General features: G+C 68.8%; 12 protein-coding genes. 7 read left to right on the forward strand and 5 right to left on the reverse strand.

The annotated features are described in order from the left end of the window. Window positions 1–448 precede the first annotated feature (448 nt). From ABL310_RS08695 to ABL310_RS08725, 7 genes are all read left to right on the forward strand, one after another. Window positions 449–2,155, forward strand: a complete 1,707-nt coding sequence (locus ABL310_RS08695) for an ABC transporter substrate-binding protein (RefSeq protein ID WP_349371280.1) — start codon at window positions 449–451, stop codon at window positions 2,153–2,155. Window positions 2,156–2,229: 74 nt separating this feature from the next. Further along, window positions 2,230–3,162 (forward strand): ABC transporter permease, encoded by a 933-nt coding sequence (locus ABL310_RS08700; protein ID WP_349371281.1) that lies wholly within the window; start codon window positions 2,230–2,232, stop codon window positions 3,160–3,162. A gap of 13 nt (window positions 3,163–3,175) precedes the next feature. Next, window positions 3,176–4,126 (forward strand): ABC transporter permease, encoded by a 951-nt coding sequence (locus ABL310_RS08705; RefSeq protein ID WP_349371282.1) that lies wholly within the window; start codon window positions 3,176–3,178, stop codon window positions 4,124–4,126. A 4-nt stretch (window positions 4,127–4,130) separates the two neighbouring features. After that, the gene (locus ABL310_RS08710) at window positions 4,131–6,284 is read left to right on the forward strand and encodes an ABC transporter ATP-binding protein (RefSeq protein WP_349371283.1); all 2,154 of its coding nucleotides are present in this window, start codon (window positions 4,131–4,133) and stop codon (window positions 6,282–6,284) included. Window positions 6,285–6,321: 37 nt separating this feature from the next. Then, window positions 6,322–6,540 carry a CopG family transcriptional regulator gene (locus ABL310_RS08715; RefSeq protein ID WP_349371284.1) on the forward strand — a complete coding sequence of 73 codons (219 nt, stop codon included), beginning with the start codon at window positions 6,322–6,324 and terminating at the stop codon, window positions 6,538–6,540. Between the two features lie 196 nt (window positions 6,541–6,736). Beyond that, window positions 6,737–6,889: a hypothetical protein gene (locus tag ABL310_RS08720; RefSeq protein ID WP_349371285.1), complete on the forward strand. Its 153-nt coding sequence runs from the start codon at window positions 6,737–6,739 to the stop codon at window positions 6,887–6,889. 23 nt (window positions 6,890–6,912) lie between these two features. Further along, the gene (locus ABL310_RS08725; RefSeq protein WP_349371286.1) at window positions 6,913–7,374 is read left to right on the forward strand and encodes a type II toxin-antitoxin system HicB family antitoxin; all 462 of its coding nucleotides are present in this window, start codon (window positions 6,913–6,915) and stop codon (window positions 7,372–7,374) included. 3 nt (window positions 7,375–7,377) lie between these two features. Here the strand turns inward: ABL310_RS08725 and ABL310_RS08730 are convergent, their stop codons facing one another. From ABL310_RS08730 to ABL310_RS08750, 5 genes are all read right to left on the reverse strand, one after another. Then, window positions 7,378–8,451, reverse strand: a complete 1,074-nt coding sequence (locus ABL310_RS08730; protein WP_349371287.1) for an ABC transporter ATP-binding protein — start codon at window positions 8,449–8,451, stop codon at window positions 7,378–7,380. A 10-nt stretch (window positions 8,452–8,461) separates the two neighbouring features. Next, window positions 8,462–9,466 (reverse strand): ABC transporter ATP-binding protein, encoded by a 1,005-nt coding sequence (locus ABL310_RS08735; protein WP_349371288.1) that lies wholly within the window; start codon window positions 9,464–9,466, stop codon window positions 8,462–8,464. Further along, entirely contained in the window at window positions 9,463–10,428 is a 966-nt protein-coding gene (locus tag ABL310_RS08740) for an ABC transporter permease (RefSeq protein WP_349371289.1), read from the reverse strand. Before ABL310_RS08740 ends, ABL310_RS08735 begins: the two co-directional genes overlap by 4 nt. 11 nt (window positions 10,429–10,439) lie before the next feature. Beyond that, complete coding sequence (locus ABL310_RS08745; RefSeq protein WP_349371290.1) at window positions 10,440–11,417, reverse strand: ABC transporter permease; 978 nt, start codon at window positions 11,415–11,417, stop codon at window positions 10,440–10,442. A 122-nt stretch (window positions 11,418–11,539) separates the two neighbouring features. Continuing rightward, window positions 11,540–13,159 carry an ABC transporter substrate-binding protein gene (locus ABL310_RS08750; protein WP_349371291.1) on the reverse strand — a complete coding sequence of 540 codons (1,620 nt, stop codon included), beginning with the start codon at window positions 13,157–13,159 and terminating at the stop codon, window positions 11,540–11,542. Between the last annotated feature and the right edge of the window lie 27 nt (window positions 13,160–13,186).

Below are 13,186 nucleotides of genomic sequence, written 5' to 3' on the forward strand. Positions count from 1 at the left end.
CCTCTCGCCTCGGGGCCGACCTGCGGCACGCGTCGCTTGTCCCATGCCGCGCGACGGCGCGCAACACGCCGCGTCGCCGCGCGCGGGCGCAGTCTAGCGGAGGAGGGCGCCGCCACTTTCGCGGCGCCTGGGAAGAATAGCCTCGCCCACCGTCGGTTTCGCACAAGCGTCGTCGTGGCGCACCCCGGATGAGCGGCATGCGTCCCATGACAATTCCGCAGCCCCGTGCACGTATGTCGTGCGGGCCGATGGGAGAGACGTGCGCCGCCGCGCGGCTCTAGCCTCGTGGCGGCCATCTATACATTTGACACACCTCGCGAGCAGGGCAATAACTTTCACGACGGGCCGGGCCGAAAGGGGCAATTTGCGCGCGCCTTCGGCCACGCGTCGCAAAACGCGCATTCCGCAGCGAGAACGAAAGCCCGCGGCAACGGGCGGAGGACCAGAGATGACGACCAAGAAGCACGACGGCTCGCGGCTCGACCGCGACGAGACGACGACGCTGGAGGCGGTTCACCCGCAGCTGCCGCAAATGGCCGAGGACGTGTTCGAGGGCAAGGTCTCGCGCCGCGCCTTCCTGCGCACCGCGACCCTTCTCGGCCTCTCCGCCGGCGCGGCCTACGCCATGGCCGGCAAGCTGACGGGCGAGCCCTTCGCGCCCGCCGCGCGCGCCCAGGACGGGACGCCGGTCAAGGGCGGCGTGCTGCGCGTGTCGATGAACATCAAGGAGATCTCGGATCCCGCGACCGTCGACTGGTCGGAGAAGGGCAACGAGCTGCGCCACGTGATCGAGCCGCTCGTGCGCATCACCTCCGACAACGTGGCGGTGCCCCATCTCGCCGAGAGCTGGACGGCCTCCGAGGACCTGCGCACCTGGACGTTCAAGCTGCGCCAGGGCGTGAAGTGGTCGAACGGCGACGATTTCGGCGCCGACGACGTCGTGGCGAACTTCAAGCGCTGGATGGACCCTGCCGTCGGCTCCTCGAACTACGGCCGCTTCTCGGCGCTGCGCACGTCCAACGACGACGGCTCGCCGATGCTCGAGAACGGCGTCGTCAAGATCGACGACCATACCGTCGAGTTCAACCTGCGCGTCCCGTTCCTGGCGCTGCCCGAGTCGATGGGCGACTACCCGGCGCTGATCGCGCACCGCTCCTTCCAGGGCGGCAACTGGGTCGAGGACCCGATCGGCACCGGCCCGTTCGAGCTCGTCGAGCTCACGGTGGGCTCGCGCGCCCGCTATCGCCGCAAGGAGAGCGGCTGGTGGGGCGGCGAGGTCCATCTCGACGGGATCGACTACATCGATCACGGCGACGATCCGGCCGCCCCGCTCGCCGCGCTCGCCTCCGGCCAGGTGGACATCCTCTACCGCCTCAACGTCGAGCAGGTGCCCGCCGCCCGCGCCATCCCCAGCCTCGTGCTCTACCAGGCCGACACGGCGCAGACCGGCGTCGCCCGCATGAAGGTGACCGAGGCGCCGTTCGACGACGTCCGCGTGCGCCAGGCGATCCAGTCCTGCATCGATCACGAGCGCCTGCTCGCGATCGCCTATCAGGGCCTCGGCGTCGCCGGCGAGGATCACCACGTCGCGCCGGTCCACCCGGAATACGCCGCGCTGCCGAAGCCGACGCAGGATTACGACCGCGCCCGCGCGCTCCTCGCCGAGGCCGGCTACGCGGACGGTCTCGAGATCCAGATCGATTGCGTGGCGCAGCCGACCTGGGAGCCCAATACCTGCCAGGCGCTGGTGGAGATGCTGCGCCCGGCCGGGATCGACCTCGCGGTCAACATCATGCCCGGCGGCACCTACTGGGACCGCTGGATGACGACGCCGTTCGGCTTCACCTCCTGGACCCATCGTCCGCTCGGCACCCAGGTTCTTTCGCTCGCCTATCGCTCGGGTGTGCCGTGGAACGAGTCGTCCTATTCGAACCCGGATTTCGACGCGCTCCTCGACAAGGCCGAGGCGACGCTCGACGTCACCGAGCGGCAGACGATCATGGAGGAGCTCGAGCTGATGCTGCAGGGCGACGCCGTGATCATCCAGCCCTACTGGCGCTCCATCGCCACGGCCTCGAACCAGAAGGTGCAGGGCTACGCCCATCATCCCGCCGAGGAGCATCACTTCGAGCAGGTCTGGCTCGCCCAGAGCTGATCCGCGGCCACGGCCGGTCTTCCCTTCGGCTCCGCCCGCCCCGCGCGGGCGGAGCCTCGACGGACGCGTGAGCGATGCTGATCTTCCTGGCCAAGCGGCTCGCCTTCATGGCCCTGACCATGCTGGCGGTCTCGATCCTCCTCTTCCTCCTGCTGGAGGTGAACGGCGACGCGGTCGCCGTGAAGGTCCTCGGGCCCTACACGACCGAGGAGCAGCGCGCGCTCTGGCTCGTCGCGAACGGCTACGATAGGCCGTTGTTCGTGCGCTATTTCGAATGGCTCGGGAACATCGCCACCGGCGATTTCGGCCAGTCGATCCGCTTCCGCGTGCCCGTCTCGGAGGTGCTCTGGCCGCGCCTCGTCAACACCGCCATTCTCGGCGGCGTCACCTTCGCGGTGATGATCCCGCTCGCGCTGGTGCTCGGCGTGCTCGCCGGGATGCGCGAAGGCTCCGTCCTCGATCGCTCGATCTCGGTGGGCTCCATCGTCACCACGTCGATCCCCGAATTCGCGAGCGCGGTGCTGCTCACCTTCGTCCTGGTCTTCTGGCTCGCCTGGCTGCCGGGCACGAGCTCGATGAACGACGGCTTCGCCTGGCGCGAGCTCGTCCTGCCGGTGACCGTCCTCGTGCTCTACGGCTTCGGCTACATCGCGCGCATGACCCGCGCCTCGATGGCCGAGGTGATGCAGACGCCCTACATCCGCACCGCCGTGCTCAAGGGCCTGCCTTACCGCCAGGTGATCCTGCGCCACGCCTTGCGCAACGCCCTGATCGCGCCGTTCACGGTCATCATGCTGCAGATCAACTGGCTGCTCTCGGGCGTGATCGTGGTGGAATTCTTCTTCGCCTACAAGGGCTTCGGCGCGCTTCTCCTGGAGGCGTCGCTGAACCAGGACATCTACCTGATCCAGGCCTGCGCCATGGTCGCTGTCTTCGTCGCGGTGGCGACGCAGACGATCGCGGACATCGGCTACACCTATCTCAACCCACGCATCCGGTTCGCGTGAGGGAGGGGGAGCGATGAGCGACACCACCGCCGTTGGGCCCGAGCGCGCCTCCGAGCTTTCGCCGCCGACCCTCGCCGACCCGAAGCCGCCGCGCCCCGTGCGCGACCGGTTGCTGGGGCCGCTCCGTCCGCTCGTCGGCGGCCTCGCGCTCCTGCGCGAGAGCGTGGTCGCGATGATCGGCTCGGGCATCGTCCTGTTCTGGGTGGTGGTCGCGGTGCTCGCGCCGCTGATCGCGCCCTTCGACCCGAACGCGCAGTTCGTCCCCTTCGCGCCGCCCGGCGCTCCGCATCCGGACGGCGGGACCTTCCTGCTCGGCGCCGATCACCTCGGCCGCGACATCCTCAGCCGGGTGATCTGGGGCTCGCGCACGGTGCTGTTCTACGCTCCCGTGGCGACGGGCTGCGCCTTCGCGGTGGGGATCGTGATGGGGCTTCTCGCCGGCTATCACCGCGGCTGGGTGGACGACGTGCTCTCGCGCGTCTCCGACATCATCCTCTCCTTCCCGATCCTCGTCCTCTACGTCGTCATCATCTCGACCTTCGGGGCGTCGGGCATCAACATCGTGCTCGCCGTCACCTTCGCGAGCGCCCCGGGGATCATGCGCATCGTGCGCGGCCTCGTGCTCGACCTGCGCAACCGCGACTACGTCGCCGCCGCGCAGACGCGGGGCGAGAGCGCGCTGTGGATCATGTTCGTCGAGATCCTGCCGAACGCGCGCGGCCCGCTCATCGTCGACGCCTGCCTGCGGCTCGGCTACACCATCATCACGATCGGCGTGCTCGGCTTCCTCGGGCTCGGCCTGCCGCCGCCGGATCCGGATTGGGGCGGCATGGTCAACCAGACCCGCTCCATGGCGACCTTCGCGCCGCACATGACGATCTTCCCCGTGATCGCGATCTCCTCGCTCGTCCTCGGCTTCAACCTGCTCGCCGACGGCATCCGCGAGATCTCGCTGAAGGATTGAGGCGATGCACGAGACCTCCTCGCAGGGCGTCCGGCCCGACATCGAAGCCGTCCCGGCCGCCGAGCCCGTGCTCGAGATCGAGGGGCTCGCCATCTCCTACGTCACCCGTGCGGGCGAGATCCCCGCGGTGCTCGACTTCGACCTGACGATCCGCGCCGGGGAATCGGTGGCGCTCGTCGGCGAGAGCGGCTGCGGCAAGTCGACGGTGGCGAACGCCATCATGCGCTATATGGGCCGCAACGGCCGGATCGCGGCCGGCCGCATGCGCTTCAAGGGCCGCGACATGCTCGCCATGTCGGAGGAGGAGCTGCGCGCGGTGCGCGGCAACGAGATCGCGATGGTCTACCAGGAGCCCTTCGCGGCGCTCAACCCCTCGCTCACGGTCGGCGCCCAGCTCGCCGAGGTCTCCACCGTGCATCACGGCCTCTCGGAGGAGGAGGCCCTCGCCAAGGCCACCGAGATTCTCGCCGACGTGCGCCTACCCGATCCCGAGCGCACCCTCGCCGCCTACCCGCACCAGCTCTCCGGCGGGCAGCAGCAGCGCGTCGTCATCGCCATGGCGCTGCTCGCCAACCCCTCGCTGCTGCTGCTCGACGAGCCGACGACGGCGCTCGACGTCACCGTCGAGGCGGGGATCGTCGAGCTGATCGGCGAGATCAAGCGCAAGTACGGCACCGCCATCCTGTTCATCAGCCACAATCTCGGCCTCGTGCGCGAGGTCTGCGACCGGGTCGCGGTGATGTATTCCGGCGAGGTGGTGGAGGAGGGCGCCGTGGAGGACGTCTTCACCGCCATGCGCCATCCCTACACGCGCGGGCTGTTCGGCTGCATTCCGGTCCCGGCGGCGGACAAGCACGCCCGGCCGCTCACCGCCATTCCCGGGCAGTTGCCGCTGCCGCATCAGCGTCCGCGAGGCTGCAATTTCGGGCCGCGCTGCGGGCTGTTCGAAGGTGGCCTGTGCGACGAGGGCCAGGTGCCCATGCGCGACGCTTCCGATCACGACGAGGCGCCCGCCTCCGGCCACCGCGCCCGTTGCCTGCGGCTCGACGCCATGGAGCCCGTGAGGAAGCGGCGCAAGCGCGCCGGCGGCGATGCCGCGCAGGAGGGCGGCGACGTCGTGCTCGAGGTCGCCGACATGCAGAAATACTATCCGGTCTACGACCGTTCCCTGATGGCGATGCTGCAGGGCCGCTCGGTGCGATTCGTCAAGGCCAACGAGGAGATCTCGTTCAAGGCCCGACGCGGGCAGACGGTCGCGATCGTCGGCGAGAGCGGCTGCGGCAAATCCACCTTCGCCAAGGTGCTGATGGGCCTCGAGACGGCGACGGACGGCGCCATCCGCTTCGAGGGCGAGGACGTCGCGGGAGCGCCGGTGACGACGCGGCGCAAGGAGCAGGTCGCCAACCTGCAGATGATCTTCCAGAACCCGAACGACACGCTCAACCCCAGCCAGTCGGTGGGCGGGCAGATCGCGCGGGTGATCAAGAAGTTCGGCGTGGAGAGCGACCATCAGAAGATCTGGGCGCGGGTCTACGAGCTGCTCGACCTCGTCAAACTGCCGCGGGACTTCGCCAAGCGCATGCCGCGCCAGCTCTCGGGCGGGCAGAAGCAGCGCATCGGCATCGCCCGCGCCTTCGCCGGGAACCCGAGCGTCGTCGTCGCCGACGAGCCGGTCTCGGCGCTCGACGTCTCGGTCCAGGCGGCGGTGACGCAGCTCCTGATGGACATCCAGCGCGACAACGACACGACGCTGCTCTTCATCAGCCACGACCTGTCGCTCGTGCGCTACCTCGCCGACCGGGTGGTGGTGATGTATCTCGGCCAGGTCATGGAGCAGGGCCGCACCGTCGACGTGTTCGAGCCGCCCTATCACCCCTATACCGAGGCGCTGCTCTCGGCCGTACCGGTGGCGGATCCCACCATCGAGAAGACGAAGATCGTGCTGGAGGGCGCGCTGCCGAGCCCCCTCGACCCGCCCAAGGGCTGCCCCTTCGCCACGCGCTGCCCGCGCAAGCTCGGCGCGATCTGCGACGCGGAGCGCCCACCGGTCCATTCCCGCCCCGACGGCCACCGCATCGCCTGCCACATCCCGCTCCCCGAGCTCGAGGAGATGGAGCCGGTGTTCCGCCAGGTGGAGGCGCCCGCGAGCGCGGCCTGAGCGTGCTATGGTGTCCTCCTGCGAGGGAGGACGATGCATGCGTGTGGAGCTGGACCTGCCCGTGGAGACGATCGCGGCGCTGGACGCCCTCGCGCGCGAGCGGGGCACGACACGCGAGGCGCTGATCCGGGAGGCGATCGCGAGGGTGATCGCGGGGCGTCCGAAACCGAGGCCGCTCGACGAGGCGTTCGGGATCTGGGGTCCCGGCGAGCCTGATGGCCTCGCCTGTCAGCAGCTGCTTCGGGACGAGTGGTGAGGCGGCGGGCTTGCCGGTGTGTTGCGAACAAAATTGTACGAATTGGTTGACATCGCACTTTTTTGTTCGTATCATTGCGCGGCTACGACATCAATCGAGCAGCCCAGAGGGAGATAGTCTATGATTGCATGGAGGATCTTTTATGAAGAGGGAACAATTTTTGCGTTTAATTAAGGGTATTTGTAAGGATCAAGGCGTGGACTACGATTGGATCAAGGGCGAGGGTAAGGGTAGCCACGGTACAGTATATGTTGGCAAGAATAAGCATATTGAAAAACACGGAGAGCTTTCGAAGACTTACATGAAGCTTATTTTGAAGAAACTTGGCCTTCCACCGGACGCCGTTTGATTTTTGTCTGACAAAGAAGTGAGATGCAGTTGATCCAAGCTCCGGCGCGCTATGTTTTCCCCGCCCTGTTCGAAAACGGGGAAGACGGCGAAATCATCGTCACGTTTCCCGATCTTCCGGAGGCGATAACCTTCGGGAGGTCGGAAGAAGACGCTCTCGAACAGGCTCAGGACTGTCTGCGCGAAGCGTTGCGCGGGCGCATGCGTGACCAGGAGGATATCCCGCAGCCGTCGCAGGACGTCACGGGTGCGCGCGCGATTTCTCCGCCCGCGGAAATGGCCGCGAAGGTCGCTGTCTACGAGGCGTTTCAGCGCGCCGGCATGACGCGTGTGGCTCTTGCCGACCGGCTGCACGTCCACGAGGGCGAAGTGCGGCGCATTCTCGATCCGAACCACCGCACCAAGCTCGAGCGTCTCGACGAAGCCGCGCGCGCGCTCGGCGGACGCCTAGAGGTCACCTTCGTCCCTGCCGACGGGAACGGCTGACCCTCACACTTGCGCCGCCACCGCCTCCTGCGGCATCGCCCTTCCGGGGCGCGTGGCGGCTTCGTCGTTCAGGTGGCAGGCCGAGAGCCGCGCGTCGGCGATGGCCTTCAGCGCCGGGCGGTCGACCGAGCAGCGGGCGAAGGCGTGCGGGCAGCGGGGGTGAAAATGGCAGCCCGGCGGCGGCGCGAGCGGGGAGGGGATCTCGCCCTTGAGCGCCGTGAAGGCGCGCTTCCTCGCCTCGAGCCGCGGCACCTCCTCGAGCAGCGCCTCCGTATAGGGATGGTTCGGCGCCGTGAAGACGTCGTCCGTCTTCGCCAGCTCGACGATGCGGCCGAGATACATCACCGCCACCCGGTCGGCGATGTGCTCGATCACGCCGAGATCGTGGCTGACGAAGACGTAGGTGAGGTTCAAATCGCGCCGAAGCTCCAGGAAGAGATTGAGCACCTGCGCCTGGATCGAGACGTCGAGCGCCGCGGTCGACTCGTCGCAGACGAGCACCCGCGGCTGCACCGCGAGCGCCCGGGCGATGTTGATGCGCGCCCGCTGGCCTCCGGAGAACTGGTGCGGGTAGCGCCGGCGCGTCGCCGGGTCGAGGCCGACCTTCTCCATCAGCCCGCAGACATAGGCGTCGACGTCCCTTTCGGCGACCAGCCCGTGCACCACCGGCGCCTCGCCGATGATCTCGACGACGCGCATGCGCGGGTTGAGCGAGGCGGCCGGGTCCTGGAAGATCATCTGCACGGCGAGATCCGCCTTGCGGCGCGCGGCCGGGCTCATCTTGGCGACGTCCTCGCCCTCGAAGCGCACCACGCCGTCCGAGGGGTCGAGGATGCCGGCCATGATCCGGCCGAGCGTGGACTTGCCGCAGCCCGATTCGCCGACGAGGCCCACGACCTCGCCCGGCGCGACGTCGAGCGAGACGTCGTCGACGGCGCGCACCACCTGCTCGCGCAGGCCCGCGCCGAACAGGTTCGCCACGCGCTCGGCCGCGTCGAGCGACTTCACGAAGCGCTTGTGGACGTGCGAGAGCGACAGGATCGGCTTCGCGGAGGGGGAGGTGATGTCGTCGGTCATGACTGGCGGCTCACGGCGCGAGCTCCCGCTCGGGATCGGCGGCGGGGACGTTGAGCGGATTGTGGCAGCGCGCGGCGCGGGCGCCCGGATAGGGCGTGCGCTGCGGCCGGTCGGCGCGGCAGATCTCGGTCGCGTAGCCGCAGCGCGGGGCGAAGGGACAGCCCGGCGGCAGCTTGGCGAGCTGCGGCGTCATGCCGGGGATCTGCGCCAGCGGCTGGCCGCGCTTGTTGCGGCTCGGCACCGAGCCGATCAGCCCCGCGGTATAGGGGTGGATCGGCCGCTCCAGCACGTCGGCGACCGGGCCCTCCTCGACGATGCGCCCGGCATACATCACGGCCACCTTGTCGGCGAGGCCGGCGACGACGGAGAGGTCGTGCGTGATCCAGACGAGCGCCGTGCCGGTCTCGGCGCAGAGCGTCTGCACCTCGGAGAGGATCTGCGCCTGGATGGTGACGTCGAGCGCCGTCGTCGGCTCGTCGGCGACGAGGACGCCGGGCCGGTTGAGGAGCGCGGTGGCGATGGCCACGCGCTGGCGCATGCCCCCCGAGAACTGGTTCGGATAGCCGGAGAGCCGCTCCTCGGGAGAGGGGATGCCGACCTTGGCGAGCGCATCGCGGGCGCGGTCGCGCGCGGCCTTCTCGGAGACCTTCTCGTGGGCGCGGATCGCCTCGATCATCTGCGTGTCGATGCGCAGGACCGGGTTCAAGGTCGTCATCGGATCCTGGAAGATCATCGCGACGTCCTTGCCGCGGATCTTTCGGAGCGCCTTCTCCGGCTTGCCGACGAGCTCCTCGCCCCGCACCTTGATCGAGCCCGCCGCGATGCGCCCGGGCGGGTCGATCAGCCCGAGCACGGCGAGCCCGGTGACGGACTTGCCCGAGCCGGATTCGCCGACGAGGCCCATCACCTCGCCCGCCTCGACGGTGAAGGAGACGCCGTCGACGGCGGTGACGAGGCCGTCGCGGGTGCCGAAGGTGACGACGAGGTCGCGGACGTCGAGAACGGGCGTCGTCATTTCGCGAGCCTCGGGTTGAGCACGTCGCGCAGCCGGTCGCCGACGAGGTTGATGGCGACGATGACGATCACGAGCGCGACGCCGGGGAAGGTCGAGATCCAGTACTTGCCGGAGAGCAGGTAGCCGTAGCCGTTGGCGATGAGCATGCCGAGGGAGGGCTCCGTGACGGGGACGCCGACGCCGAGGAAGGAGAGCGTCGATTCGAGCGCGATGGCGTTGGCGATCTGCACCGTCGCCACCACGATGAGCGGCGGGATGCAGTTCGGCAGGAGATGGCGGAAGACGATGCGCCGCCGCGGCAGGGCGAGGCAGCGCGCCGCCTCGATGTATTCGCGCCGCTTCTCGACGAGCGCCGAGCCGCGCACGGTACGGGCGTAATAGGCCCATTGCACCACGATCAGCGCGATCACCACCTTGTCGACGCCCCGGCCGAACACGGCGAGCAGCACCAGCGCCACCAGGATCGCCGGGAAGGACAGCTGCAGGTCGACGATGCGCATGACGATGCTCTCGACCCGCCCGCCGGCATAGGCCGCGAGCACGCCGAGCGAGGCGCCGATCACGGCCGCGATCAGCACCGAGGAGGCGCCCACGGTGAGCGAGACGCGCAGTCCGTAGAGGATCGCCGAGAGCATGTCGCGGCCCTGGTCGTCGGTTCCGAGCCAGGCGGTCTGCCCCATGCCGAAGGTCTCGCCGGGAGGCAGCATGTTGTCGAGGATGGAGAGCGTGGCGAGGTCGTAGGGGTCCTGCGGCGCGAACCAGGGCGCGAAGACGGCCGCGGCGACGGCGAGCACCAGCACGACGAGCCCGATGATGGCGGTCCAGCTCTCGAAGAACGACGAGACGTGCCGGCGCAGCAGGCTCTCGCCCTTCTCGGGCGCGGGCGGGGGCGGGGAGGCGGGCATGCCCGCGGCGGGGCCGGCGAGGGGCTTCGCGGCGGCGTGGGGGGAGAGATCCGTCATGTCCCGCGTCCTCAGCCCTTCGCCTCGGAGAGGCGCACGCGCGGGTCGATCGCCGCGTAGAGCAGATCGACCACGAGATTGATGATCACGAAGATGAAGACCGTCATCATCAGGTAGGCGACGATGATGGGCCGGTCGAGGCGGTTGATGGAGTCGATCAGGAGCTTGCCCATCCCCGGATAGGCGAAGACGGTCTCCGTCACCACGGCGAAGGCGATCATCGAGCCGAGCTCGAGGCCGAGCACGGTGACGACGGGGATCATCATGTTCTTGAGCACGTGCACCATGACGATGCGCCGCGAGGACAGGCCCTTGGCCCGGGCGAAGCGCACGTAGTCCTGCAGCATCACCTCGCGCGTGCCCGCCTGGGCGATGCGGATGACGAGGGAGGCCTTGTAGAGGGCGAGCGTGAAGGCCGGCAGCAGCAGATGCCGCAGCCCGTCCCAGGTGAACATCGACAGGTGCATGCCCAGCACCTCGACCGTGTCCCCGCGCCCGCTCGCCGGCAGCCAGCGCAGCTCCACCGCGAAGAAGAGGATCAGCATCAGCCCGATCCAGAAGTTCGGCAGCGAGAAGCCGAGGATCGAGGTCGACATGATGGTGCGGCCCACGAACGAATCCGGCTTGAGGCCTGCGATCACGCCGAGCGGCACGCCCATCAGGATCGACAGGATCAGCGCCACGAGGGCGAGCTCCATCGTCGCCGGCAGCCGCTCCAGGATCACCTCGAGGGCGGGATCGGAATAGACGAAGGAGGTGCCGAGATCGCCCTGGAGCGCGTTCCAGATGAAGATGAAGAACTGCTCCCAGATCGGTCGGTCGAGGCCGAGGCGGGACGCGATGGCGGCCATCTCCTCCTCGCTGGCTTCCGGATTGGCGAGAATCGCGACGGGGTCGCCCACGGCGTAGACGGCGAGGAAGACCAGGCACGCCATCACGGCGATGACGAGAAGCGACTGGCCGATGCGGCGGATGAGGTAGACCAGCATGGTGGCTCGGGCTCGGGCGCTCGTTCAATGGCGCGGGACGCGGCGCGCCGTCCGGCGCGTCGCGTCGAAGGAGAAGGGGGCGGCGGCGTGTCGAAGGCCGCCGCCCGCGCGTTGCGACGCGGTCAGCTCTGCGGCTCGACTTCCGTCGCCAGCGTGTACTGATCCGCGCGCGGGGTCAGCGACAGGCCCTCGCGGAAGGCCCAGGGCGTCACCTCGAAGTGGATCGGGATCGTGGCGTAGTCGGCCATGGCCATCTCGGCCGCCTGCTGCAGCAGCGCCTCGCGCGCCTGCGGGTCGACGGTCTGCGTGGCCTCCATCACGACCTGGTCGATCTCGGGGTTCGAGTAGCGCTGACGGTTCGTCGCGCCCATGCCCGTGTCCGGGTCGCGGGTGGCGACGAGCGCGATCAGCGGGCTCGAGATCTCGCCCGTGGAGGCGCCCCAGCCCGCGAGCCACATGCCGAACGCGTACTCGTTGCGACGCGAGAAGAAGGTCGAGCGCGTCATGGCGTCGACGCTGGTGCGCACGCCGACGCGGGCCAGCATCTGCGCCACCGCCTGGGCGATGAGCTCGTCGTTCATGTAGCGGTCGTTCGGGGCCGAGAGCACCATGGAGAAGCCGTTCTCGTACCCGGCCTCGGCCAGCAGCTCGCGGGCGCGGTCGGGATCGTAGCCCTCGATCGGCGTGTCCTCGCGGGCGCCGAACATCGGGTAGGGCAGGAGATCGCCGGCCGGGACGGAGAGCCCGCCCATGATGCGGTCGGTGATGGCCTGGCGGTCGATGGCCTTCGAGATCGCCTCGCGGACGCGCACGTCCGTGAAGGGGTTCTCGCCGTCGGTGCCCTCGACGCCCGGCGGGACGTGGCCCTCTTCCGGGTTCTGGTCGAGGTGGAGATAGATCACGCGGTTCGACAGGCCCTGGGCGATCTGGTTGCCCTCCTGACGGATGCGGTCGAAGTCCTGGATCGGAGGCGTCTCGATCACGTCGACGTCGCCGGCGAGCAGCGCCGCGACGCGCGCGCCCTCGTTGGCGATCGGGCGCATGACGACCGTGTCCCAGGTCGGCGCGCCGCCCCAGTAGCTCTCGTTGGCCGCCAGCGTGATGGCGTCGCCGCGGGCGAAGTCCTCGAGCACGTAGGGCCCGGTTCCGACCGCCACCGACGGATCGTCGAAGTCCGTCGCCTGGGGCGGGGTGCCGAGGTCGTCGCAGGCGCCGCCGTTGAACACGACGTTCTCGCCGCCGTAATTCTCGGCCGAGAGGATGCCGACGTTGGCGAGGTTGGTCGGCAGGAGCGGCACCGGGGCGTCGGTGCGGAAGATCATCGTGTGCGGATCCTCGATCTCGATCTGCGAGATGCCCGAGAGGAAGCCCACGAAGGAGGAGGGCGAGTTCTCGACGGTCGGCACGCGGCAGATCGTGTAGACCACGTCGGTCGCGTCGAACGGCGTGCCGTCGGAGAAGGTGACGCCCTCGCGCAGCTCGAAGCGCCAGGTGTTGTCGTCGACGACCTCCCACTCGGTGGCGAGCGAAGGCACCGTGCGCTGCGCCTCGTCGGACTGCGTCAGCCCCTCGAAGATGTGCATCCGCAGCTGGTTGTTCGGACCCAGATTGTGGAAATGCGGGTCGATCGAGGTCGGCTCGGACGCGAGGCCGATGGTGAGGTCCTCGGCGAACGCGGGCGTCGCCAGGATCATCGCCAGCGGGAGGCTCGCGACCGCGAGGCTCTTGGCCGTCTTCTTCATTGCGTTTCGTCTCCTCTGGTCGCCTCG

This window comes from Salinarimonas sp., assembly GCF_040111675.1.
Taxonomy (GTDB): domain Bacteria; phylum Pseudomonadota; class Alphaproteobacteria; order Rhizobiales; family Beijerinckiaceae; genus Salinarimonas.